This window comes from Microbulbifer sp. A4B17 (genome assembly GCF_003076275.1).
Lineage (GTDB): Bacteria > Pseudomonadota > Gammaproteobacteria > Pseudomonadales > Cellvibrionaceae > Microbulbifer.
Map to the genome: position 1 here is coordinate 489,459 of NZ_CP029064.1, position 23,042 is coordinate 512,500.

Below are 23,042 nucleotides of genomic sequence, written 5' to 3' on the forward strand. Positions count from 1 at the left end.
ATCAGTGATTCGGTGATTGGTAATGAGCACTGCAACCTCTACAAATAATACAGATGTTAATCAAAACCATTGTGCCAATTGCCATACAGAGTTGTTGGGACCGCATTGTTATGCCTGTGGTCAGCCGGTTAAAGGCATGGTTCGCCATTTCTCTTCAGTGATTGGGGACTTTTTTGATACTTTACTGGCTTTTGATTCTCGTACATGGAAAACAGTGCCTTCACTGTTCTTTAAGCCCGGGTTTCTAACCGCTGAATATTTTTCTGGTCGACGGGTACGTTATGTCAGCCCTGTACGTTTGTTTATCTTTCTATGTATTACCAGCTTCTTTCTAACTCAGATAAACAGTGATTGGGCTATTAATTTTGGAAATGAAAAAGCTAAAGCAGTAGATGTTGAAGAAGCTGGCAAAGGTTACAACGATGCTATTGAAAATATTCGAAAAGGCAAAGAAAAGCACGCTGACAATAGTTATGCTGTTGCTATCTTGGAAGATGTTGAGAAAGACCTGATTAGCGGACAAGCTAGCCTTACTGGTGAATTACATGAGCTAAATGAAAGCTTAAACAAGATTGATGGAGAACAGGGTGGATCCGAAAATCTCTCTAAAGAGCAACTGGCTTCAGGCTTGAATGAGACTATTAGTGAGATAGATAAAGAGTTCCTGCAAATTGAGTGGCTTCCGAATCCAGTAGAAGATTGGATTAACAGCAAAGTAGAGAATGCCCATAAAAATGTAGAAAGAGTGACCGACGACCCAAATCGCTTTAAAAAAGCATTCCTGGGAGCTCTTCCGTCAACTCTTATAGTCATGCTGCCAATATTTGCCATGATGCTGTGGATGCTCTACATTTTTAAACGAAGACTTTATATGGAGCACCTGATTGTAGCGCTTCACAGCCAGGCCTTTATTTGCCTGAGTATTCTTATAGGCAACCTGTTTTATAGTATTAGTAGTCAACTGGAAGGATACGCATTTATATCCTCATTTCTTGATAGCCTGATGGCACTATTAATTCTTTGGGTGCCTGTATATCTTTTCTGGATGCAAAAGCGCGTATATCAGCAGGGGTGGATCATAACCTTGTTTAAGTATTCTGTTTTAGGTTTAGCCTATTTAATCTTGTTATCTGTTGGTGCGGCTCTTACTGTATTTTGGAGTTTGGCGGAGTTATAAGGATATACCCTAATAGGATTTTAACCATTAAGCGCATAAGCGTTTAATGGTTGTTATCGGAGAAACTATGTTGTTTGGACTCTAACCTAATCAAGATAAAGAGTTTATTCGCAGCACTACCTATATTCAGAATATTGTATTGCAAACTTTTATATCTGTTACTCAGTTCAGAACCGGTTTTATTGTTATTTCCAGGGTTTCTCACTTTGGAATACCTGTCGGGAAGGTGAGCTCGGTTTGTAAGCCCGGTAAAGTTATTTGTTATGTTGGTTGGCTATTAGCCAATGTTAAATACGCTTTGTTATACTTACTTTACCTGCTGCTGATTCTGTTCGGCCCAATGATGGCCGTATTTTTTAGCCTGACCTAATTACAGGTAAATAGTTATTCTACTTACAAATTCTTTTAGCCACCTTCAGCCTTTCGATGTTAATAACCATTAGGAGCTTGTGTTAGTAGTTCTAATTATTTTTAGAAATTTATAAGATGGTAATATTTTGTTTATTATTAAATTTATCGCACCGTAATAAAATGCCCGCCATTATTTATCCGTCTTGGTAGACCTGCAGTAAAGTCTGCATACAATCGCCCTGCCCATAAGCTCTATTTTAACTGTAAAAGTGCATTATCTTGGGCAAATTCAATATATATTTATAAATTCAAAGGAGGGTGTTATGTATAAATTGCTTTTTCGTATAATTACAGCAGTTACTACTTGTTTTTTGATGGTTATCAGTTATGCAGATCCAATTCAAGATTTAAGTATGCAAAACTATGAAGCGGGTTGGTTTCCAAATTATTGGCAAGGGCAGGGCCCACTGACGTGTCGTCGGACTTGCGCAATTTGGGTTGGAGGAGTGCCTGAGTCAGAGGTTGCTACCGACTTGATAGACGATTTTGAATCTACCAGTGTTTGTAAGGTAACTCGCGATCCTGAAATAATCGAGAAGCCTGTCAATGACCCATTATCTCACTGGCTCTATGGCAATCAGTTTGACGATAAGCCGGTTTGCTATGCCGGAACCCCTTATGGTGTCAAAGAAGATGATCATTATATGTGTCTGTGTGTATGTAATAAACCTGACCTGATAGTGAGTCAAATCTATGATCCGATCTGGAATCCTGGAACCGGGCAATCCATTATCGTGGTCGATATCACTAATATAGGTGCTCTGGCAGCGCCAATCAGCCAGGCTCGCCTGTTAGACCCTGATACACTAGCCAACGATGTACAGGCGACGCCTGCAATTCCAGCAGGTGGTACTGTAAGTATCGTATTTACTTTGGGCTACTGGGTTTTTGATCCGGATGCGGTTTTAGAGGTAACTGCTGACTTTACCAATCTCGTCGATGAGTGTAACGAAAATAACAATACACTGACTTATGCCGAGCAGGGGTAGGTAGTAGAAAGGGGGATAGCTCCCGGAACTAAGTCGTAGGGAGCTTTGAGATATTAAATAAGATTAGCTCGAAAGAAATACATTGATAACCTTGCAGTTCTCTTTATTCACAGCAGCATTAGGCTGTTCACTACCGACTGTTTGCTCCCCTGGTATTTTAGGCAGCACAAGATACATTCGTGGATAGTCTCGGACTATATAATCTTTTTTATCTGCACTCAGCCAAGGGTATTCAGCGACAATGGCTGTTACACCGCGAAGTAAAGCGATACCATCTGTGCAACTATTAGGAGTAGTAGCTGTGGTGAGCATGGCAAAAGCTAATGAAGAGAAGTTCATAATCTCTGCTATCCCAATGGGTCTTCAGACCGACGTTATGTTTATTCTGGGGACAGTATAGCTGAGCTTGATTATGAGCAACAGATAGCTCTATTAAAGCGGCCAGCCGAAGCTGGCCATCTTCTGCACTATGCGTGTTCTACAGAGGTTTCTTCGACTTTCTCCCAGAGGCGTGTCTCTGTCGGACTAATTAATTTGGACAAAAGGTTCGGGGCCACAGAGGTTAGCCCAATAAAACCAACTATCGCACGGAAAATAAATGAGTCAAACCAGTAGATAAGGCCTATTAACAGTATTGCTATCACAAGTGACGGTAGAGTGGCTTGCAAACGAGACCGCTGAATATGCTGATAATCCATTGTTTCAGGTAGTTGTTTCTCGATACGTTCTAATGCGTGCGCTTTTACTGTTTGATTTAAGAACTCAACAGAATGGGTTTTATCCCCGTGCTTGATAGTTATTACATCTGAATTGTGGTCACTGCTAAGTGAACTTATTTCATTGAGAGGGATTCGTGCTGCGGTATCAGGTTTACACAAATGATATATTTCTTCAGGGGATTTCCCCGCTTGATAGGCGGATTGAGCAGTTAAAGCCTGTTTTTTCGGGATATCAAAATAGACGAGTTCATCTCCTTCTAAGGCGACGAGGTAGTTATCATCGATATCAAGCCAGGACGTCTCAGTATAAAAGCCCTCGGGTAGTGCTTTTTTTGATTCCCTTACAAACAAGAAGCTTAAAATCCAATATATGACGAGGCAGATACCTATAGTGATAGGTGCTGCTTGAATCAGGTTTCCTATAGGTGTGTTGCTTTCGACATCTCTTTGAGCATTTTGCGCCAATACATGCCCGTAGATGTCGCCCTCTGGAAACCATACTTCGATAGGTTGACCTTGTTCATATTGACTATAAATTACTTTTGAAACCTCTGCGGAGGATTCAAAGTCCTCATCTTCATAGTTAAACTGGTAGTCAATATAGTAATTTGTACGATAGCGCTTTTTACCTTTGCGGCCCCGGTACTCTACTTCCTCCTCTCTTAACACTACTACTTCAGCATCTAGAGTTTGGTGATTTTCGACCCAACTTAATGATTCATTGTTGGCACGAGAGTAATAGTTTGACAGAAAGTAAGTCAGAATAAGGAAAACTAAAATACATACTGTACGTACCATCGATTTTCTTTTTTGTCCGGGGGACTTCTGCAACGCCATTTAATACATCCTTACTGTATTTCTTGTGCTTTAGGTATTGGTACTTTTGGAGTAATAAGTTTTTTTATAGAGTGGAAACTTGGTGTGGGTGCAAAATACAATTGCAGTTTGTTTGGTGAATAAAACTGAAGGTTAACTCTAAATTAATTTTTATTACTTGATCGGCATCATAGTTGGTTCATTTGCATATTGAGTACTTTCTTAAAGATTATTTTTTATTAAGTAAAAATTCCTACTTAGGATAAGAGCTGACCAATTTGGTACAAACGGTTTAGATAATACGAACCTTCCAAATATTGAACAGCTGAACGGTAGAGTTTTAATTGCTGTGGGATTTGGACTGACTAGCTAATTTTCTGTCAGCCTTATGAGTATGGGGTGGTTCACTTTCATGGAGGTAGTTCTATGTTGAACTAGTTCAGGTGAAGCACTAATGTCGTTTTATGTCGTAAATGTGTCCTAGCAGACATATCCGTTGGAGTACAATTCCCAATGTGGAGGAGATGCTATGACCAAGAAGATAGGTTTTTTTGTTGCAGATGGATTCCAGGCGTTAGACCTTTTTGGGCCATTGGATGCCTTTATGGAGACTAATAGTTTCGTTAGTGAAGCCTATACAAGTCGTTTGATAGGTTTAACTAACGCACCAGTTAAAACTGCGTACGGCCAAGCCCTATCCGTGGATTTTGATATTTATCAGGAGACAGAGATTGATTACCTGGTCATTACTGGTGGTATTGGGATGCGGCAGCTGCACTTAAGCCCTAAACAGCTGAATGCGCTGCGTGCAATCGCAGACAAAGCAGAGCGTGTCTTGAGTATCTGTACAGGTGCATTCTTACTAACAGATATATTTCCGGAACAAAAGCACCGTATTACCACTCACTGGCGGCATTGCCGGCAGCTTGCCGAACAGGCAACCAATTATCAGGTTGAGCAGGATCCCCTGTTTATTGAAAGCGGAAAACTGTGGTCTTCAGCGGGAATTCTATCTGGAGTCGACTTGGCCTTGGAAGTGATTCGCCAGGATTATGGCAATACTATTGCGGCCAGCGTGGCTAAAGATCTGGTCGTTTATCTTCAGCGCAGGGGAGGGCAGTCACAGTACTCTGATCTGCTTAAAGTGCAATCCAGCGACAGTATGAGGCTCAATCCTCTATTGGAGTGGCTGTCGGAGAATTACCAGAAATCAATCAGCGTTTCCGATATGGCGGAACGTATTTCTGTCAGCGATCGCCAGTTAACTCGCTTGTTCAAACAACATCTTAATAGCACCCCCGGACATTATCTAAACCAACTCCGTTTAAACCGGGCGCGGGATTTAATCACCTGTGAATCAGCAAGCCTTGTTCAAGTAGCTCGGCAGGTGGGGTTTGCAAGCTATGATAGCTTTCGCCGGGCTTTTTATGGCCAATTTGGTGTGTCCCCCTCATATTTCAGTAGGAATCGTTAAGCCGCGCTCTCACAAATGTCTTAGCTTTAAGAGTGCGGCGAGATTGAGAGCTACTCCATTACCACTCGACGCAGATCTTGCCAAAGTGCGACCCGCTGGCCTGGTACTCAAATGCCGCAGCCAGTTCCTCCATAGGGTAAGTCTTATCAATCACTGGCTGTATCTGGTTGGCTTCCAATGCGGTGACATATTCCCGTTGATCCCTACGGCTTCCAACGATCAAGCCCTGTAACCGGGCCTGCTTGGCCATCAACAGTGCTGTGGGCACTTCTCCCGAGCGGCCCGTTAAAACACCAATCAATGAAATATGGCCGCCAACTCTGACTGAATGGATCGATTGCTCTAGTGTACCGGGGCCACCGAGCTCAATAATATGGTCCGCACCTTTGCCTTCCGTCAGCTCCATAACCTTTTTTGACCACTGTGTATGGGTGCGATAGTTGACGCCATGATCGGCGCCTAATTTTTTAGCGCGTTCCAGTTTCTCATCGGAAGAAGAAGTAACAATGACTTTGGCCCCGAGTATTTTGGCAATCTGAATTACCGTAATAGATACTCCGCCAGTACCTAGAGTCAATATTGTGTCGCCAGGCTTTACCTTGCCGTCTACTACCAACGCCCGCCAAGCAGTAAGGCCTGCGGTAGTAATGGTTGCCGCCTGAGCGTGGCTCCAGCCTTTTGGGGCAAGGGTAAAAGCGCTTTGATCGCGCACAACAAATTCAGCAGCCATCCCATCGATACCGTCACCAGGCGTATTGGCAAAGTTACCTACGGAAGCCATAGGTGCACCTGCTGGCCACTGTGGGAAAAAGCACGACACAACAGAATCGCCAACCTGAAAATCGGTAACTCCATCACCAACTGCATCCACGATACCGCCGCCATCAGACATTAGAATACGGCCGTCTTCTGTGGGAATACTGCCATTAGCAACCAAAAGATCATGGAAGTTGAGGGAGGAGGCTTTAATTGCAACACGGATTTGGTTTGGGCCGGGTGCTCCCGGGGCAGGGATGTCGCTAACCGAAATGTTTTCTAGTCCGCCTGGTGTTTTTAGCGTCAATGCCTTCATGGTTTTCCTTCCTTTTCTTAATTCATTAACCCTTTAGGGATCAAATATTTTTAGTATGCTTGACAGATATGGAAAGTGATAAATTTAATTGAAAAAAATACGCCCTTTGACTACTAAATTGGGTTCGCTAGATAACACTAATTTGAAGAAATCGTTGCTCAAAAATATTAACACGATTAATTTTACAGAATTATAGTCATGTGTATTGAGATATGACTATGTGTTAATTTTGAAATTTATAGAAAGTTGGGGCTGATTCTCAGATGGTTCAAAAGTATATTGAGTTTCGTTAAACTTAAGAATGCTCTTAAATAAAAGATGGGGTGATATAATGAAAGCTATCACTAGGCCTTCAGTATATTACCCACTTGGAAGGTAAGTATTAATAGGTTTTTTTGGTGGGGTTGATAATTGCTTGAAGTGGAGGGAGGTCCTCCCCTTTACTTACCTCTTCTTCATATACACCCTTTAACGCTTCTAAAGCTTCGTTGTAGAAAAATAGCAACTCTGAAACGTTCTCCGGGTCCCTCAGCGTTTCAGAATCAAGTAGCGCTTTATAATGGTTTACAGTTTTAAAGACTGCCTGTAAGGAAGCAAGTAGAGTTTCATTATCGATAACTGGCATTTTTAATTTTACTTCTCTGTTTTTCAATGTTAATCATTAATTGGTTGAGCAACAGTTTAAAGTTTTGTACTGACATTGGGCGGTCTGGAACTATGGAATAATGAATAGCATCAAATGCGCCATTGTAGTCATCTTGAATGATAAGGATGCCTAATGGAATTTTTGTGCCTTTTGGGATCTCAATATATTCCCATTTTTTCCCTTTGAATGTGTTTGGTTTATTAAATAAAGATGTACCCTGGGCTTTCCACATACTTGAGGAGTTTTTTTGATAAACTTTAGGAATAATAAAGTCTACGCCATTTTGATTTTCTACCGTAACATCGGCGGGTCTGAATTCCCCACTCCTTATTTCTCTGCGAGTAAAGTCTGGGTAGAGGGGGTTTTCACAGGGTTGATCAGTACGTGAAGCTCGCCATAAGAACAATGATAAGTCTTTTTCACTGTCGTAAATTCTTTCTAAAGCGTCAATTTTGGCAAAAAAAGTCTTTACATTGCCGTCCCTAATTTTTTGTTCCTTCAAAGTTAATTCCTTTGTCTGTTGGCTGCAGGAAAGTAGTTTGTATACTTTCGTTTAAGGCTGAAGATCTACATTATCCTTCTACCATTTTAACGAGTAAAGTGAGGGAAATTACAATCTATATCATTTGCCAAAGCGAAGAGGTTGATAAATTGATAATACCAGAGAGGGAATAAACGACAGGTCAATCGTTGGTTAAAATCGGGAGTTAAGTTAACTTGAGAAGATTAGTAAGGCTAATCAACATTTAGTTGATGAAAAATGGTGGGCCCTCCGGGACTCGAACCCAGGACCTGCCGATTATGAGTCGGATGCTCTAACCAACTGAGCTAAGGGCCCACACATTGCTTGCGAGGATCGTTGCAAGCGGTTGGGAAAAGTACAAGATTTTCCCTTGCAAATCAATGCCTTTGTTAGCACTCAAAGCCGATATGGGCAAATTCTAGAAATCTTCTTTCCCTGTTGCTCAAGCTTTCGCCAACAACTGACCTTTATGGAATAGACGCCCACCTTGCGAAGGTTGCCAAACACCTTAATTGGTTCGATAGTATTAATTAGAGGTTGTAATTGGTACAAATGTCTTGCTTATGCGAAATGGAGACCAAAATCTCATACTAAAGTATTTAAATCGGCAGCTTGGGGATAAGGATACAGCACCAAACCAGGAATGCAGCGAAGAGGGCGACGGCAACGGCGGCGGAACCTGTATCTTTGGCGATCTTGGCCAGTGGGTGTTTCTCGGGGCCGATACGGTCCACGGTCGCCTCAATAGCACTGTTGATAAGTTCGATCGGGAGGACAAACATCACGGCTGCTATCAATATGGCGCGCTCAGTAGGTGTCTCCCCGGCCCAGAGTGCGAATGGGACTAGCAGGCATATACCAATGACTTCCTGGCGGAAAGCCTCCTCATTGCGCCATGCAGCGACGAGCCCCTGGCTGGAGTAGCTAGTGGCAGCCAGTAGGCGAGCAACCCCTTTCTTGCCGGGCTTGTTGGCAAGCTCTTCAGATTTTTCCTGCTTATTTGCCATTTCATCTTGCATGCTTTTCTCCTGCTTTCCCAAAGCCTGCGGGGGAAGGTCATCTTTATGTCACAAAAAAAAGCCCGGTTGAACCGGGCTTTAGTCTAGCGCTTACTCGTCGAGGAAGCTGCGTAAATGCTCCGACCTGGAGGGGTGTCGCAGTTTGCGTAGTGCTTTCGCTTCGATCTGACGGATACGCTCGCGGGTTACGTCAAACTGTTTGCCCACCTCTTCCAGTGTGTGGTCGGTATTCATATCAATACCGAAACGCATACGCAGTACCTTGGCTTCACGGGCGGTGAGGCCGGAGAGCACAGAGCGGGTAGCGTCGTGCAGGCCAGTTTGTGTGGCGGTATCCACCGGCGAGGATTGGTTTTGGTCCTCGATAAAGTCACCCAGGTGGGAGTCTTCGTCGTCGCCGATAGGCGTCTCCATGGAGATCGGCTCTTTGGCGATCTTGAGGACTTTGCGCACCTTGTCTTCCGGCATTTCCATGCGCTCGCCCAGTTCTTCTGGAGTGGGCTCGCGACCCATTTCCTGCAGCATCTGGCGGCTGATACGGTTGAGCTTATTAATAGTCTCAATCATATGTACCGGGATACGGATGGTACGGGCCTGGTCCGCAATAGAACGGGTAATGGCCTGGCGAATCCACCAGGTGGCATAAGTGGAGAACTTGTAACCGCGGCGGTATTCGAACTTATCCACAGCCTTCATCAAGCCGATATTGCCCTCCTGGATCAGGTCCAGGAATTGCAGGCCGCGGTTGGTGTACTTCTTGGCGATAGAGATAACCAGACGCAGGTTGGCTTCGACCATCTCTTTCTTGGCGCGGCGTGAACGGGCCTCACCAATGGACATGCGGCGGTTGATCTCTTTGATCTGGCCTACGTCCAGCTTAGCGCGCTCCTGGAACTGAGCCAGTTTGCGCTGGGCGCGAACAACTTCGTCTACGACGTGGCGCAGGGCATCGGAGTAATCGCGCTTTTTCTTGATGATTGCGGGAATCCAATCATCATTGGTCTCGTTGCCGGGGAATTCCTTGATAAAGGTCTTGCGCGGCATGCGGGCGCGTTTGATACACATGGCCATAACCACGCGCTCTTGCTCGCGCACGCTATCGAGTACGTAGCGAACTTCGCCGTACAGCGGGTCGAACTGACGGGGAGCCAGTTTAAAGAAGCGGAATACATCGCCAACGGCTTCTAGGGCCTGGCCAGCTTCTTTGGAATCGCGACCGTGGGCGGCGATGGCTTCGTCGGCAGCTTTTTGTGCGGCGATCAGCGCGTTCATGCGCTCGGCGAGCTCTTCGGGGTCGATACCGCCGGTAGCTTCCTCTTCCTCGTCGCTGCTGTCGTCGTCTTCGTTATCGTCGCTTTCAGCGTCGTCATCGGACTCTGATGACTCCGGCGCGCTGGCAGCGGCGGCGGCTTGGCCGGCCTGGGCTCCGGGCGGAACCTCGTCGGCGGGGTCGAGCCAACCGGAGATAATATCGGGGATGCGGCGCTCTTCTTTCTCGATTAGAGCGTACTCATCGATGATCTGCTGCACTGCACCCGGCCAGTAGGCCAGGGCGGCCATCAGTTCGCGCAGGCCCTCTTCGATACGCTTGGCAATGGCGATCTCGCCTTCGCGCGTGAGCAGCTCTACGGTGCCCATTTCGCGCATATACATGCGTACTGGATCGGTGGTTCGGCCTACGTCGGACTCTACGGCTGCCAGGGCAGCGGCAGCTTCGGCTGCGGCGATTTCATCAGCGGAGCTGTCGCCTTCAGCCATCAACAACTCTTCGGCATCCGGTGCGGTTTCAAACACCTTGATGCCCATGTCATTGATCATGCCAATAATGTCTTCCACCTGATCGGGATCGGAAATATCTTCCGGTAGGTGGTCATTTACCTCGGCATAGGTCAGATAGCCCTGCTCTTTACCGCGGGCGATCAGTTCCTTAATGCGGGACTGTTGCTGGGTTTTGTCGGTCATGCACAACCCTGAATTCTGGGAATGAAAATACGGGACAAAGACGCGGGATTATAGCGTATTTGCACTAGCAATAACCACTCTAGCTGTCAAGTAACGGCGTAGGTGCGATGTTTAGGGTGCTGGGGTTCCCGATCCCGCCCGGCGGGGGTGAGTGAATATAGTGCTGAGCCCGCAGTTTTCAAGGGGTTGGCGCTTATTAATTCTGCTTTTTTCGCCAATTGGCTAATAGAGCCAGTTGTTCTTCGGGGCTCAACTGGGCGCTGTTCTTGAGTTGATCGAGTAAATCGCGGTTGCGCTGTTTGTCTGCAGCTTGTTTCAGGCGCAGCAGACAGTCGTTAAATTCGGTGTGCGGATCGTATTCCAGGTTGCTGTCATCCTGGGCGAGTTGCCGCGCGACCGATACCAGTGGAGAAATAGCGAGCTTGGCCAGGGTATCGCAAGATTCTGCGCTGTGGTGTGCACGCCAGTGGCCGATCAATTGATAGAAATTTAATTGGGGTCGGCTTTTGTACAGCTCTACCAGCTGGATAAACAATGCCAGGTCTGCATTGCCGTCGATGGGGAATTGCTGTGGATTTTCGATTTGTGCCGCCAGCTCCGGGTGGTGCAATAGCAGGGCGATCAGCATGCGCTCTGGCGGCAGGAGATATTGGCTCTGGCGGCGCGGACTGTTGTAACTCGGTCCTGCACTTTCGCTGAAGTTGCTGTCGCGCTGCCAGGGTTCCGGCGGTGTGCGGTGCTCCAGCTCTTCGTGAAGGGAGGGTGCTTGGTTTGGCTCTCCCGGTGCAGCTGTAGGTTGCGGGTGGGGCTGTTGCGGCGCGCGAGCTTTTTCTGTGCGGATAACCTCTTGCAGGGTTTCCTTGTCGAGCCCGGTGCGTGAGGCCAGTTGTTGGAACATCAGCTGGCGGTAGACGCCATCGGGCAGCAGGTCCAGTAGGGGGGCGGCGAGTTTGGACAGGCGCGCGCGGCCGTCCATGGTCTGCAGGTTGATATCTTCGCTCAGCAGGTCGAAGAGAAAATCTTCCAGCGGTAGGGATTGCTCCTTAATTAGCTGCTGGAAACGTTCACCGCCCAGTTGGCGTACCAGGGTGTCCGGGTCCTCGCCTTCCGGCAGTAGCAGGAAGCGCAGGCTGCGTCCGTCCTGCATCTGCGGCAGGGCCGACTCCAGAGCGCGGCGGGCGGCGGCGCGGCCGGCGCGGTCGCCGTCAAAGCAAAACAGTAGTTCCGAGGTATGGCGGAAGGCGAGTTGGATATGGTCTTCGCCACAAGCGGTGCCCAGGGTGGCGACGGCGCAGCGGATATCGAACTGGGCCAGGGCCACCACATCCATATAGCCTTCAACCACAATTAGGCGTTCTAAATTGCGGTTGGTCTGGCGTGCTTCCCACAGGCCGTAGAGTTCGCGGCTCTTGTGGAAAATCGGGGTTTCCGGGGAGTTCAGGTACTTGGGTTTGTCGTCGCCCAGTACCCGCCCGCCAAAGGCGATGGCGCGCCCGCGCTGGTCGCGGATCGGGAAAATAATACGGTTGCGGAAGCGGTCGTAGTGATGGCGCGCGTTGGGCTTGGTGTTGCCATCACTGTCCTGGCGGCGAATGGCCAGGCCTGCCAGTTCCAGTTGATCCGCTTTCTCGGGGGTATCGGCTAATGCATTGAGCAGGTTGTCCCAGCCCGGGGGCGCAAGGCCGATACCAAAGTCCCGGGCAATCTCACCGGAGAGGCCGCGATTGCGCAAGTAGGCCACCGCATTGCCTGCGGCGGGGTGGTTACGCAGTTGTTCACGGTAGTAGTCGGCGGCTTTCTCTGTGAGCTGGTAGAGAGATTGACTCTCCCGCTGGCGCTTTTCTTGCCCCGGTGCCAGTTGTTCCCTGGGAACTTCCAGTCCACGGGTGGCCGCGAGTTTTTCCACCGCTTCTGGGAACGGCAGACGATCGTACTCCATGAGGAAGCCGATGGCATTGCCATTGGCGCCGCAGCCGAAGCAGTAATAAAACTGCTTGTCCGCACTCACGGTAAACGATGGGGTTTTCTCGTCGTGGAAGGGGCAGCAGGCAGAGTAGTTTTTGCCTGTTTTACGGAGCTTGACCCGGCTGTCCACCAGCTCGACGATATCTGCCCTTGCGAGCAGATCGTCAATAAAGTGCTGGGGTATCTTGCCGGCCATGGGGATTCGCTCAGCTTAGGCCAGTTGGGCCTTCACCAGTTTGCTCACCGCGCCCATATCTGCACGGCCTTGCACCTGGGGTTTAACCTGGGCGATGACTTTGCCCATATCCGCCATGCTGTTGGCACCGGTGTCTTTGACGGCGGAGGCAACGATATCGGTGATCTCTGCTTCGCTCAGCTGCTTCGGCAGGAATTCCTGGATAACTTCAATTTCAGCCTGCTCTACTGCTGCCAGTTCAGCCCGGCCAGCTTTCTCGTACTGGGTAATGGAGTCGCGGCGCTGCTTGGTCATTTTGTCCAGCAGGGCGAGGATGCGGGCGTCATCCAGGTCGATGCGCTCGTCGACTTCAACGCGTTTTATCTCGGCGTTGATCAGGCGCAGGGTGGCCAGGCGCTCTTTGTCTCGCGCTTTCATTGCGTCTTTAGTGGCTTGGGTCAGGGTTTCCTTGAGAGTGCTCATAATGAGTGTTCCGGGATTGTTGGCAATGAATTTTGGATCAGGGGCTTAGGATAGCTTGTCTGCTGGGCGGGGGAAATGCGTTAGCCCAAACGAAAAACGGCGCGCGAGTATGGCTCGCACGCCGTTCTTTATAGCTCCGCTACGGGCTAAGCCCGTCCGGCCGCCTCGCTGCGACAGGCTTATGCAGCCTGCGGCTCTTAGTAGAGACGCTGGAACTTGCGGTTTTCGCGCTGAAGCTTTTTAGCGTGACGCTTTACAGCGGCAGCAGCTTTGCGCTTACGAACAGCGGTGGGCTTCTCGTAGAACTCGCGACGACGTACTTCAGACAGTACGCCTGCTTTTTCACAGGAGCGCTTGAAACGGCGCAGGGCGATATCGAAAGGTTCGTTGTCTTTGATTCGTACAGAGGGCATTAGGATACCTGTTAAAATTCGTTTCTCTCGGCCATTCCGGCAATGCTCTCGCAGTTGCATCCGGTGGCCGGTTCACAGCGAGGGCGCAAATTCTAAACACTCCTATACGGGATCGCAACCCCATTTTCCAGTATGATAACCGCCCCTCGAAGTAGTCACGAGAATGAGATCAAGTGCGCGTCCTTGGTATAGAAACTTCCTGCGATGAAACTGGCGTCGCTATTTACGATTCTGAGTCCGGTTTGCTCAGCCATGCCCTGTTCAGTCAAGTGGACCTGCATGCCGATTATGGCGGTGTAGTCCCCGAGCTGGCGAGCCGCGATCATGTGCGCAAACTCTTGCCGCTGATTCGACAGGTAATGAAGAAGGCCGAGACCAGCCCTTCAGACCTCAATGGCATCGCCTATACCGCGGGCCCCGGTCTGGTGGGAGCGCTGATGGTCGGGGCCTGCGCGGCCCGTGCACTGGCCTATGGCTGGGATATCCCGGCGGTGGCGGTGCACCATATGGAAGGCCACCTGCTGGCCCCAATGCTGGAGGATAATCCGCCCGCCTTTCCTTTTGTGGCCCTGCTGGTTTCCGGCGGACACACCCAGCTGGTGGAGGTGCGGGGGCTCGGCGATTACGAATTGATGGGTGAATCCCTGGATGACGCTGCCGGCGAGGCCTTTGATAAGGCCGCCAAAATGCTCGACCTGGATTATCCCGGTGGCCCGCGTTTGGCTGCCCTGGCGGAAAAAGGAGACCCCAAACGTTTTACTTTCCCGCGTCCTATGACTGATCGACCGGGGTTGGATTTCAGTTTTTCAGGCCTTAAAACCTTCACCCTGACGACGGTGCGTAAACACGCCCTTGAGGATGGTTTGCCGGACGAGCAGACTTGCGCAGATATTGCCGCGGCTTTCCAGGAGGCGGTAGTGGACACCCTGGTGATTAAATGTCGTCGCGCTATTAAGGCTTCTGGCTATAAAACCCTGGTGATTGCCGGTGGAGTTTCCGCAAATAAATTATTGCGTGAGCGTTTGGAAACGAGCCTGCGAAAGGATAAGGCCAGCGTCTACTATCCGCGCCATGAATTCTGCACTGATAACGGCGCCATGATCGCCTACGCCGGTAGTTTACGTTTAAAAGCAGGGGAGCAGACGAGCCTTGCGGTAGATGTGCGTCCGCGCTGGCCTATGACAGAATTGCCCAAGACCGAACTTTAAAAATCCCAGGGATAGCCTGGCATTAAAAAGAAAAGAGCCGATAAATGGATATTGTTTATATACGGGATTTAAAGGTGAATACCATTATTGGTATTTACGATTGGGAGCGGGAAGTGCGCCAGATGGTCAGTCTCGATTTGGAGATGGCCTTCGATATTAGTGAGGCGGCGCGCACAGACAATATTGAGTACACACTTAACTATAAAGCGGTGGCCAAGCGCTTGATCGCTTTTATTGAAAGCAGTGAGTTTCTGTTGGTGGAGACCATGGCAGAGCAGGCTGCGGCAATTGTCAGGGAAGAATTTTCTGTAAGCTGGCTGCGACTGCGGTTGTCCAAGCCGGGTGCGGTCAGAGGGTCCAGGGATGTGGGTGTCATTATTGAGCGCGGCGAGAGGCCGGCAAAAGGTGCAGCAGCGATGTCTGCGGGAGTGTAAACGTGGCTCAGGTGTATCTCAGCCTCGGCAGTAATATCAATCGTGCGCAATATATCCGCGCAGCGCTGAATGCCCTGGCCGGGCGGTTTGGCGAATTACAGGTGTCCCGGGTCTTCGAAAGTGAAGCGGTAGGTTTTCAGGGCGATAACTTTTACAACCTGGTGGTGGGGCTGCAAACTGACCTGCCGGTAGGGCAGCTGGCCCTGTGTCTGCGCGGTATTGAAGATGCCAACGGCCGCCTGCGTTCCGGTCCCAAGTTCAGTGCACGAACTCTGGATATTGATATTCTCACCTATGATCACCTGACAGGAACTGTCGACGGGGTAAAATTGCCTAGAGGTGAGATTGTAAAAAATGCCTTTGTTTTACAGCCTCTGGCAGAGATTGCACCGGAAATATTGCATCCGGTCGAGCAGAAGACTTACCGTCAGCTGTGGAATGAGTACGACCAGGCTTCACAAAAATTGTGGCCGGTAGAATTTATTTGGCCGTGATTCCAATAATTTTTTAAAAAATGCAGATAAAAAAGCAGCCCTTTGAGGCTGCTTTTTTTTTAGGAATAATTAACTTAGGCTCATTAGCGCTTCTTTGGTGAACGGAGTGATTTCCTCCGGGCGATCTTCACGCACCTTGGCGAACCAGTGTGGGTCTTGTAATAGCGCGCGGCCAACGGCAATCAGGTCGAACTCCTGGTTGTCCATACGGCGGGTCAGTTCGCCTAAATCGGTAGGATTGGCAGTACCGCCCATGCCCTGGTTATTGCCGCCGATAAAATCATCGTCAAGGCCGACACTGCCGACAGAAATTACCGGTTTTCCAGTCAATTCCTTGGTCCAGCCTGCCAGGTTGAGATCAGAACCCTCAAATTCTGGCACCCAGAAGCGTCTTGTAGAGGCGTGGAAAATATCAACACCGGCTTCAACCAGCGGTGTCAGGAAGCGTTTCAGTTCTTCCGGGTTTTGCGCCAACTTGGCTTCGTAATCCTGCTGCTTCCATTGGGAGTAGCGCAGCACTATGGCGAAATCTTCGTCTACGGCTTCACGTACCGCTTTGATAATTTCCACTGCAAAGCGGGTGCGATTTTCGATGGAGCCACCGTACTCGTCATCACGTTGGTTGGTACCTTCCCAGAAAAACTGGTCGATCAGATAGCCGTGGGCGCCGTGAATCTCTACGCCGTCAAATCCAATTTCCTTGGCTGCTTTCGCCGCGTCTGCAAAAGCTTGTACAACTTCCTGGATGTCCTCTTTGCTCATCGCCTGGCCATTGGGCTTGCCGGGTTTGAACAGGCCTGAGGGGGAGTAGCCGGGCACTGATTTATCCGGGCCTATGCCCTCTTTGCGCACGGAGCCTACGTGCCATAACTGCGGGATAATCTGGCCACCGGCAGCGTGTACTTCGTCTACCACTTTTTTCCAGCCGGCGAGAGCGGCCTCACCGTAGATTGCCGGAACATTCTCGTAGCCGTTTGCGGCTTTATGATTAACGAAGGTGCCTTCGGTAATAATTAGTCCCACTTCACCTTCAGCTCGGCGGCGGTAATAGCCGGCCACTTGGTCATTGGCTGAATAGCCCGGTGACATGGTGCGGGTCATGGGGGCCATTGCGACCCGGTTGCGCAGCTGTAGGGATTTATGCTCGAAAGGACGCAGTAGGTTGTCCAGGGAACCACTCATATTTTTCTCCTGAATTGCTCGATTCAACACTGGGACTCACTGGTCCCACTAGGTCACAATTAAAACGGTTGCGTTATAAGACCTTATTTTAAGGTTGAGTTCAATATCTGGTTTCGTATTGCAACTCTTTTGCCGGTATACTAGGGGTATGTCACGTAAACGCTTTGATGATCTTGATTGCTCCCTGGCTTGCGCCCTGAATGAGGTGGGGGACTGGTGGTCCCTGCTGATAATTAAGCAGGCGATGCTTGGTACCCGCCGTTTTGTGGATTTCCAAAGAAACCTGGGAATCGCCAAAAATATCCTTGTGGATCGGTTATCCCGTTTGGTGGAAAACGAAGTGCTGGTGCGCTTTGATGCGGGTGAACACGGCACTCGCTATGAGTACCGCTTAACGGAAAAAGGCCGGGACCTGTTTACGGTGGTAATCGCCCTGCGCCAATGGAATCTGCGCTGGAACGGCAATAAAGATGGGATGCACCTAGTCGATAAAAACAGTGGTGAGCCTATCTCCGAAGTTGCTGTGCAGAATGCCCAGGGACAAAAACTCAGTATTCGCGATGTATTATTTGTGGATGAAAATGGCCAGCCCCTAGAGCAGGCTGGCTAGCTGGCTTTTTGAGGGGCTCTATCAATCCTGGCTCTTGGACAGCAGTCTGATTATGTCCAGGGCCCTGCCCGGCTCCCAGCGCATAACAGAGACAACGCCATGCATGGCCAGTAGGCGCTGGTCTATTTCCCCTTTCTCCTGAAGCTTATGTAATTTCTCTGTGGCCTCGGTAAAGCCGCGCTGCTCATAAGTGAGTAGTAATTTGACGGTCTGCTCCGCCGGAGTGATTTGGCGAGGAACAGGGGTATACCCCATCGCGCTTACCATACTCTCAGCCGCCAGCCAGGTGGACCAGGGGTTTTGCCCGGTAATAAGCTGGCCATCCACGCTGACTTGTTCCAGGTAAGTGGGCCCAGCCTGAAAAAACGCGCCTTGCTCACGTAAGCGATCCTCAAGCAGGAATGGAAATCGTTGCTCGGCGTCAGGGATAAGAAAAAGCTCCTCTTCGTTAGTAAAAGCACTGATCTGCCGATCGGCGATTAAGGGCTTGCCATTATCCAGGGTGACATTGGCAAGGGCTGCTGGCCCGTGGCATACCGCTCCGATAATTTTGCCGCTGTTATAGATTTCCCGCACCAGGGACTGGATATGGGGATTGTCGGGGAAATCGAACATGGTGCCTTTACCGCCGACAAAAAATACGGCCTGGTAATCCTCTGCTGAAACCTGATCGATAGGAATACTGTTGTTGACCTTTTGTTGTGCCTCCGGGTCATTGAGAAAGGCATAGTCGAAAGGCCCCAGATCATCTTTATCGATCACCGCAGGCGGTTTGCCGCCTTTGGGACTGGCAATATCGACAATAAATCCGTTGGCTGAAAAGATGTAATAGGGGCGTGCCAGTTCAGTTAATTCATAACCAGTCGCCTTGCCACTATCTCCCATCGTTTCAGTACTGGTGACAACAGCTAAGATTTTTCCTCGGCTTTCCCTGGGTAATTGTTGTAAATACGGCAGGTCACTTACTGTCGTAGTGGAAAAGTCCTGCTCTTGGGGTGGAATTAGGCCCTTAACCCAAATAATAAAACCAAAAAATACGGACAAAGTCAGAGCCAGGGAAATAACAATTTTCTTCAACATATTAATCTCCAAAATTACAGTAGCAGACGGGAAATCTTCTAGTGAGTTCGTAGGAGAATAAGGGATGGAAGGTGAAATTCAGGTGAGATTGCAATTGCTATTTAGGAAGAAAGAAAAAGCTGCGCTTGAGATCTTATAAGGTATGGATGCTGATTCACTGTGCATCTCGAGCGCATACGGTAAAAATTTGAATCTTAGAACGCTACTGTGTAAAAGATAGAGAGCACTGATAAATATTTTTTTTACATTGGATAGAGATGGTCCAATTTAAGGCTTCACAGATTCTCTTGGCCAGGAAAAGGCCTTGACCAATGCCGTCACTGCCTTCCCTTTTTTGGCCGGGTAAGAGGGAGGTTTTAAGATCTAATTGGTTGTCTGTGGCGTTCTCAAAAAAGAGTGTGTCCCCCTTATAGGTAATAACCAATTCAGGGCTGGTAGCGTGCTGTAATGCATTGCTGATCAAGTTGTCGAAGAGCAGACTTAGCAGGTGTCGATTGGCCAGGACTCTGACTTTGTGCCCTAACTTTAAATCAACATTAAAATGCTTTTGTACAATTAACTGGTGTTGAGCTAAAAGACGTTCCTCTAGTAAAGCGCACAATGGGATATCTTCCGACTGTAGAGACTCAGAGCGGGCGAGGGCTAATAGTGTCTTAACGGTTTTTTCCATACCGGTAACAGTTTCTAATAGCTCATTTTTCTCAGCTAAAGTCATTTCCCGATTTTGACTGAGAGCCAGTGTGCTTTTCAGAATGGTTAGCCCGGTGCGCAACTCATGGCTTGTATCCCGGGTAAACTCAGTTTCCCTGCGCAATGTTAGCTTGAGCTGGTTAAGTGTATCTTGCAACGTACTTGCGAGATAACCGATTTCATCTTGTTCATTGTTATAGGGCAGGGAAATTTGAGAATCGCAGTTTCTCTGCTGCTGAACTGCTTTAGCAAGGGTTACTACAGGAGCGATGGTTTTACGGGAAATACGAAAAGCACAATAGAGGGCTAAGAGTAGGGTCAAGATACAGGCGCTGGCAAAGAGCCAAAGAAGTTTTGAAGATTGTCGCGTAACAGTGAGCAATTCACTGACTTCAGCTACGAGAACGGCGGAATGGTTGTCCGGAAAATGTACTCTGCGTAAATGGAAGTGATGTTCAGTATCACTAAACCACTCAGCCTTTTCTGCATAGCTTGGTAGGGCAGTGCGCAGTTCGGCCGGAATTATTTTGCTTTCAGTGTATAGCGTTAAATAGGGTAGGCGTGGCTCTGGGGTCGTATTAGTCAGTCTTGCCTGCTGTTCGAGGTAGCGGACTTCTCCGGCCAATAAGTTATCGAGTAAATGATCTTCAACTACATAGGCCACCATCATACAAATGGCAAAAAACACCAAGCATAGCAGCAGGGTAAAACTGCCAAAAATAGCGAAGACCTTCCTCTGTAAATTACTGGTTTCGCGCATTGGGAGTTTCCAACTGATAACCGAGATTGGTGATGGTTTTCAACATAGGGGCCTGGAAAGGCTTATCCAGTGTTTGGCGAAGACTATAAATATGGGATTTTAAGGCGTCTGTTTCTGGGGGTTCATCACCCCAAATATGGTGGATTATTGCCGAGCGGCTTACTGGTGCTGGCGACGCCTGGGCGAGCATAGTGAGAATGCGAAAACCGATAGTTGTCAGGGGCAGAGGTTGTTTATCCCGGTAGGCCGTTTGCTGGCGCTGGTTTATCTGTAAATCACCGACCTTAATTTCTTCACTGGTATGCAGCTGGTGTCTACGTGCCAGGGCGCGGCATCTCAGTATCAGTTCCCTTGGTTCGAAGGGCTTACATAAGTAGTCATCGGCACCGATACCAAATCCGCGTTCTTTATCTGCGAGAGCATCTCGGGCAGTTAACATCAGAATTGGCATGTTAACTGGCGCTTGTGCCTTGATCTTTTCGCAAACATCCAAGCCATCCATATCCGGCAGGCCCAGGTCGAGAATGATCAGGTCGAAGATTTGTTCCAAGGCCAGCTGTAAGCCCTGGCGACCCCGGTGGGCATAATCTATCTGCCAGCCCTCAGCATGTAGGAATTCGGCAAGCTGGCGGGCGATAGTGGGGTTATCTTCAATCAACAATATCTTCAGTGAGCGCACCGGCAAATCTCTTGTGGCAGAGGAAGTTACAAAACATTCTGACAGAGTGCCGGTGAAATTGAAGTGAAGCCCCGTTGTTGGACTATTGGTTGGACTGCTCTAGATATTAAGGTTGCGGCCGCCGTCAACGGCAATAACCTGACCGTTGATATAGGGGGCATCACAGACAAGGAAGCGCACGGTCTTGGCGATATCGCTGGGGTCACCGGTTCGGGCCAAAGGAATGCGCTGGGTAATTTGTGCTTTCTTGGCTTCGTTAGTTGCCTCTTGCTCCGGCCAAAGAATGGCACCGGGGGCGACTGCATTGACCCGAATCTGGGGCGATAGCTCCAGAGCGAGGCTTTTTGTCAGCATTACCAGCCCGGCTTTGGCGGCGCAGTAAATAGTGTGCTCGGGCATCGGGCGCTCTGCGTGGATATCCGCCATATTAACAACGCAGCCCTGTTGTTGGCCGAGTGTTTCTTTCAGCGCCTGAGTGAGAAAGAAGGGGGCTTTGAGGTTGCTGCCTACCAGCCGATCCCAGTCCTCCTCGGTCGCCTTTCCCACAGGTGTGGGGTGAAATGCTGAGGCATTGTTGACCAGAACATCAATACCGCCCCAGGCCTCTTGTGCGCGCTGGGCCAGATTGGAACAGGCTTCGGCGCTATTCAATTCACTGTGCAACGCTATGGCAGAGTTGGGGCGAAGTTGGTTCAGCTCGTTTGCCAGGGCCTTGGCAGCATCAGCCGAATTGCGATAGTGAATAACAACACTGTGATCTCTATGTAGCTCTTCAGCAATAGCACGACCCAGGCGTGCGGCGGCACCGGTAATCAACACATTACGCAATGTAGTCATCCTTTGCTTTAGCGATTGCCTTGATGCGCTCCCGGTCCAGTGCTTGCCCGAGTTTCGCACCTTGGTAGCCCTGTTTAATCAACTCCTCGGCAGTTACTGCCGCTGCCCCATCTCGAGCGGCGCGTAAAAAGTCCACCTGTGGATAATCTCGATTCTCCAGCCCCTCACGACCCCGGGCATCTGCCTCACAGGCGCGAAGAAAGTTTTCAAATCGCTCGGGACGTCGCAAGGCATCCAGACTGCGGATCATTTTCATAATGGTCTGTGGGCGCAATTCGAAGGCCCTGTGGCAATGCAGGTGATATTCACAGACCCCGAGAGCTAGTGCAGTCAGGTCTTTTGGGGTACGCCAGCGCTCACAGACGGCCTTTACCAGGGGCACGCCGGCGGCCTCGTGGCCGTGGTGGCTGGGAAGAATCTCCTCGGGAGTCAGCCCTTTGCCGAGGTCATGTAACAGTACCGCAAAGCGCAAGGGGAGCTCCGCTGGCGCGGCGCGCAAGGCTAGTAGTACGTGTTCTCCAGTGTCCACTTCGGGGTGGTGTTTGGGCGGCTGGGGAACACCAAACAAATTCTCTAACTCTGGTAAAAGTACTGAGAGGGCACCGCAGTCTCGCAGTACCCGAATAAAAATATCGGGGTCTGGCTCGGTAAGCGCCCGGCTTACCTCTTTCCAGACTCTCTCGGCCACAAGGTATTCCAGCTCACCGGCTTCCACCATCTTGTGCATAAGCGCCTTGGTTTCAGGGGCAACAGTAAAGCCCAGATGGTGGTAGCGGGCGGCAAAGCGGGCCACTCGGAGTACTCTTAAGGGATCCTCTGCAAAAGCGGGGGAAACATGGCGTAAAAGTCGCGACTCCAGATCTCTCTGCCCACCATAGGGGTCAATCAGCTTGCCGTCATTGTCTTCTGCAATGGCATTAATGGTGAGGTCTCGCCGCAGAAGGTCTTCTTCCAGGGTGATGTCGGCATCGACATTAACGGTAAAGCCGCCATAGCCGTGGCCGCTCTTTCTTTCAGTGCGGGCTAGGGCATACTCTTCACCGGTTTCCGGGTGGAGGAACACGGGGAAATCCTTGCCTACGGGGCTATATCCCAGGTCCTGCATGCTACCTGCACTTGCCCCAACCACTACCCAGTCGCGCTCGGTGACTGGGCGATTCAAAAGTTTGTCGCGGACCGCGCCGCCGACAAGGTAGATCTTCAAGAGATTTGCTCCAAGTCTGG

The 23,042-nt window shown here is 49.4% G+C and carries 23 protein-coding genes and 1 tRNA gene; 7 read left to right on the forward strand and 17 right to left on the reverse strand.

Annotated elements, in window-relative coordinates; translation table 11 throughout:
* Window positions 1-22: 22 nt before the first annotated feature.
* Both BTJ40_RS02135 and BTJ40_RS02145 read left to right on the forward strand, forming a co-directional pair.
* Complete coding sequence (locus tag BTJ40_RS02135) at window positions 23-1,177, forward strand: DUF3667 domain-containing protein (RefSeq protein ID WP_108731572.1); 1,155 nt, start codon at window positions 23-25, stop codon at window positions 1,175-1,177.
* A 764-nt stretch (window positions 1,178-1,941) separates the two neighbouring features.
* The gene (locus BTJ40_RS02145; RefSeq protein WP_238152105.1) at window positions 1,942-2,577 is read left to right on the forward strand and encodes a CARDB domain-containing protein; all 636 of its coding nucleotides are present in this window, start codon (window positions 1,942-1,944) and stop codon (window positions 2,575-2,577) included.
* Window positions 2,578-2,640: 63 nt separating this feature from the next.
* Here BTJ40_RS02145 and BTJ40_RS02150 read toward each other — a convergent pair whose 3' ends face one another.
* Window positions 2,641-2,916, reverse strand: coding sequence for a hypothetical protein (locus tag BTJ40_RS02150; RefSeq protein ID WP_157953863.1), 276 nt, complete (start codon window positions 2,914-2,916; stop codon window positions 2,641-2,643).
* 128 nt (window positions 2,917-3,044) lie between these two features.
* Window positions 3,045-4,133 (reverse strand): hypothetical protein, encoded by a 1,089-nt coding sequence (locus tag BTJ40_RS02155; RefSeq protein WP_157953864.1) that lies wholly within the window; start codon window positions 4,131-4,133, stop codon window positions 3,045-3,047.
* A gap of 508 nt (window positions 4,134-4,641) precedes the next feature.
* Between BTJ40_RS02155 and BTJ40_RS02160 the strand changes: the two genes are divergently transcribed.
* The gene (locus BTJ40_RS02160; protein ID WP_108731577.1) at window positions 4,642-5,586 is read left to right on the forward strand and encodes a GlxA family transcriptional regulator; all 945 of its coding nucleotides are present in this window, start codon (window positions 4,642-4,644) and stop codon (window positions 5,584-5,586) included.
* 58 nt (window positions 5,587-5,644) lie between these two features.
* Here the strand turns inward: BTJ40_RS02160 and BTJ40_RS02165 are convergent, their stop codons facing one another.
* The 9 genes from BTJ40_RS02165 to rpsU all read right to left on the reverse strand — a co-directional run bounded on the left by BTJ40_RS02165 (window position 5,645) and on the right by rpsU (window position 13,844).
* On the reverse strand, window positions 5,645-6,658 hold the full coding sequence (locus BTJ40_RS02165; protein ID WP_108731578.1) for an NAD(P)-dependent alcohol dehydrogenase: 1,014 nt from the start codon (window positions 6,656-6,658) through the stop codon (window positions 5,645-5,647).
* A 382-nt stretch (window positions 6,659-7,040) separates the two neighbouring features.
* A complete protein-coding gene (locus BTJ40_RS02170; RefSeq protein ID WP_108731579.1) occupies window positions 7,041-7,283 on the reverse strand; it encodes a hypothetical protein in 243 nt (80 codons plus the stop codon).
* On the reverse strand, window positions 7,267-7,806 hold the full coding sequence (locus tag BTJ40_RS02175) for a hypothetical protein (protein ID WP_108731580.1): 540 nt from the start codon (window positions 7,804-7,806) through the stop codon (window positions 7,267-7,269). Before BTJ40_RS02175 ends, BTJ40_RS02170 begins: the two co-directional genes overlap by 17 nt.
* A gap of 259 nt (window positions 7,807-8,065) precedes the next feature.
* A tRNA-Ile gene (locus BTJ40_RS02180) sits at window positions 8,066-8,142 on the reverse strand.
* 284 nt (window positions 8,143-8,426) lie between these two features.
* Entirely contained in the window at window positions 8,427-8,846 is a 420-nt protein-coding gene (locus BTJ40_RS02185) for a diacylglycerol kinase (RefSeq protein WP_108731581.1), read from the reverse strand.
* Between the two features lie 90 nt (window positions 8,847-8,936).
* Window positions 8,937-10,808, reverse strand: coding sequence for an RNA polymerase sigma factor RpoD (gene rpoD, locus BTJ40_RS02190; protein WP_108731582.1), 1,872 nt, complete (start codon window positions 10,806-10,808; stop codon window positions 8,937-8,939).
* A 196-nt stretch (window positions 10,809-11,004) separates the two neighbouring features.
* On the reverse strand, window positions 11,005-12,969 hold the full coding sequence (gene dnaG / locus BTJ40_RS02195; protein ID WP_108731583.1) for a DNA primase: 1,965 nt from the start codon (window positions 12,967-12,969) through the stop codon (window positions 11,005-11,007).
* 15 nt (window positions 12,970-12,984) lie between these two features.
* Window positions 12,985-13,431, reverse strand: coding sequence for a GatB/YqeY domain-containing protein (locus BTJ40_RS02200; protein ID WP_108731584.1), 447 nt, complete (start codon window positions 13,429-13,431; stop codon window positions 12,985-12,987).
* A 197-nt stretch (window positions 13,432-13,628) separates the two neighbouring features.
* On the reverse strand, window positions 13,629-13,844 hold the full coding sequence (gene rpsU, locus BTJ40_RS02205; protein ID WP_020411530.1) for a 30S ribosomal protein S21: 216 nt from the start codon (window positions 13,842-13,844) through the stop codon (window positions 13,629-13,631).
* A 173-nt stretch (window positions 13,845-14,017) separates the two neighbouring features.
* Between rpsU and tsaD the strand changes: the two genes are divergently transcribed.
* The 3 genes from tsaD to folK are packed head-to-tail and all read left to right on the forward strand — an operon-like array spanning window position 14,018 to window position 15,980.
* On the forward strand, window positions 14,018-15,052 hold the full coding sequence (gene tsaD / locus BTJ40_RS02210; RefSeq protein ID WP_108731585.1) for a tRNA (adenosine(37)-N6)-threonylcarbamoyltransferase complex transferase subunit TsaD: 1,035 nt from the start codon (window positions 14,018-14,020) through the stop codon (window positions 15,050-15,052).
* Window positions 15,053-15,096: 44 nt separating this feature from the next.
* Window positions 15,097-15,486, forward strand: coding sequence for a dihydroneopterin aldolase (gene folB, locus BTJ40_RS02215; protein WP_108731586.1), 390 nt, complete (start codon window positions 15,097-15,099; stop codon window positions 15,484-15,486).
* Between the two features lie 2 nt (window positions 15,487-15,488).
* Entirely contained in the window at window positions 15,489-15,980 is a 492-nt protein-coding gene (folK, locus tag BTJ40_RS02220; protein WP_108731587.1) for a 2-amino-4-hydroxy-6-hydroxymethyldihydropteridine diphosphokinase, read from the forward strand.
* Window positions 15,981-16,049: 69 nt separating this feature from the next.
* On the opposite strand, the gene BTJ40_RS02225 is transcribed toward folK, so the two are convergent.
* Window positions 16,050-17,162, reverse strand: coding sequence for an NADH:flavin oxidoreductase (locus tag BTJ40_RS02225; RefSeq protein ID WP_108731588.1), 1,113 nt, complete (start codon window positions 17,160-17,162; stop codon window positions 16,050-16,052).
* A 148-nt stretch (window positions 17,163-17,310) separates the two neighbouring features.
* Between BTJ40_RS02225 and BTJ40_RS02230 the strand changes: the two genes are divergently transcribed.
* Entirely contained in the window at window positions 17,311-17,772 is a 462-nt protein-coding gene (locus tag BTJ40_RS02230) for a helix-turn-helix domain-containing protein (RefSeq protein ID WP_108731589.1), read from the forward strand.
* 21 nt (window positions 17,773-17,793) lie between these two features.
* On the opposite strand, the gene BTJ40_RS02235 is transcribed toward BTJ40_RS02230, so the two are convergent.
* From BTJ40_RS02235 to BTJ40_RS02255, 5 genes are all read right to left on the reverse strand, one after another.
* Window positions 17,794-18,852 (reverse strand): type 1 glutamine amidotransferase domain-containing protein, encoded by a 1,059-nt coding sequence (locus tag BTJ40_RS02235; protein WP_108731590.1) that lies wholly within the window; start codon window positions 18,850-18,852, stop codon window positions 17,794-17,796.
* A 202-nt stretch (window positions 18,853-19,054) separates the two neighbouring features.
* Window positions 19,055-20,302: a HAMP domain-containing sensor histidine kinase gene (locus BTJ40_RS02240; RefSeq protein WP_108731591.1), complete on the reverse strand. Its 1,248-nt coding sequence runs from the start codon at window positions 20,300-20,302 to the stop codon at window positions 19,055-19,057.
* A complete protein-coding gene (locus BTJ40_RS02245) occupies window positions 20,286-20,981 on the reverse strand; it encodes a response regulator transcription factor (protein ID WP_108731592.1) in 696 nt (231 codons plus the stop codon). Before BTJ40_RS02245 ends, BTJ40_RS02240 begins: the two co-directional genes overlap by 17 nt.
* 99 nt (window positions 20,982-21,080) lie before the next feature.
* A complete protein-coding gene (locus BTJ40_RS02250) occupies window positions 21,081-21,818 on the reverse strand; it encodes a pteridine reductase (RefSeq protein ID WP_192879372.1) in 738 nt (245 codons plus the stop codon).
* Window positions 21,802-23,022, reverse strand: coding sequence for a multifunctional CCA addition/repair protein (locus tag BTJ40_RS02255; RefSeq protein ID WP_108731593.1), 1,221 nt, complete (start codon window positions 23,020-23,022; stop codon window positions 21,802-21,804). Before BTJ40_RS02255 ends, BTJ40_RS02250 begins: the two co-directional genes overlap by 17 nt.
* Window positions 23,023-23,042 lie beyond the last annotated feature (20 nt).

What these genes read in the sequence shown, in the direction of transcription:
- BTJ40_RS02225 (WP_108731588.1), bottom strand. Translation starts at nt 17,162, where the DNA reads ATGAGTGGTTCCCTGGACAACCTACTGCGTCCTTTCGAGCATAAATCC.
- BTJ40_RS02240 (WP_108731591.1), bottom strand. Translation starts at nt 20,302, where the DNA reads ATGCGCGAAACCAGTAATTTACAGAGGAAGGTCTTCGCTATTTTTGGC.
- BTJ40_RS02200 (WP_108731584.1), bottom strand. Translation starts at nt 13,431, where the DNA reads ATGAGCACTCTCAAGGAAACCCTGACCCAAGCCACTAAAGACGCAATG.
- BTJ40_RS02165 (WP_108731578.1), bottom strand. Translation starts at nt 6,658, where the DNA reads ATGAAGGCATTGACGCTAAAAACACCAGGCGGACTAGAAAACATTTCG.
- BTJ40_RS02230 (WP_108731589.1), top strand. Translation starts at nt 17,311, where the DNA reads ATGTCACGTAAACGCTTTGATGATCTTGATTGCTCCCTGGCTTGCGCC.
- BTJ40_RS02185 (WP_108731581.1), bottom strand. Translation starts at nt 8,846, where the DNA reads ATGCAAGATGAAATGGCAAATAAGCAGGAAAAATCTGAAGAGCTTGCC.
- folB (WP_108731586.1), top strand. Translation starts at nt 15,097, where the DNA reads ATGGATATTGTTTATATACGGGATTTAAAGGTGAATACCATTATTGGT.
- BTJ40_RS02235 (WP_108731590.1), bottom strand. Translation starts at nt 18,852, where the DNA reads ATGTTGAAGAAAATTGTTATTTCCCTGGCTCTGACTTTGTCCGTATTT.
- dnaG (WP_108731583.1), bottom strand. Translation starts at nt 12,969, where the DNA reads ATGGCCGGCAAGATACCCCAGCACTTTATTGACGATCTGCTCGCAAGG.
- BTJ40_RS02150 (WP_157953863.1), bottom strand. Translation starts at nt 2,916, where the DNA reads ATGAACTTCTCTTCATTAGCTTTTGCCATGCTCACCACAGCTACTACT.
- rpsU (WP_020411530.1), bottom strand. Translation starts at nt 13,844, where the DNA reads ATGCCCTCTGTACGAATCAAAGACAACGAACCTTTCGATATCGCCCTG.
- BTJ40_RS02170 (WP_108731579.1), bottom strand. Translation starts at nt 7,283, where the DNA reads ATGCCAGTTATCGATAATGAAACTCTACTTGCTTCCTTACAGGCAGTC.
- BTJ40_RS02135 (WP_108731572.1), top strand. Translation starts at nt 23, where the DNA reads ATGAGCACTGCAACCTCTACAAATAATACAGATGTTAATCAAAACCAT.
- BTJ40_RS02155 (WP_157953864.1), bottom strand. Translation starts at nt 4,133, where the DNA reads ATGGCGTTGCAGAAGTCCCCCGGACAAAAAAGAAAATCGATGGTACGT.
- rpoD (WP_108731582.1), bottom strand. Translation starts at nt 10,808, where the DNA reads ATGACCGACAAAACCCAGCAACAGTCCCGCATTAAGGAACTGATCGCC.
- BTJ40_RS02160 (WP_108731577.1), top strand. Translation starts at nt 4,642, where the DNA reads ATGACCAAGAAGATAGGTTTTTTTGTTGCAGATGGATTCCAGGCGTTA.
- BTJ40_RS02250 (WP_192879372.1), bottom strand. Translation starts at nt 21,818, where the DNA reads ATGACTACATTGCGTAATGTGTTGATTACCGGTGCCGCCGCACGCCTG.
- BTJ40_RS02145 (WP_238152105.1), top strand. Translation starts at nt 1,942, where the DNA reads ATGCAAAACTATGAAGCGGGTTGGTTTCCAAATTATTGGCAAGGGCAG.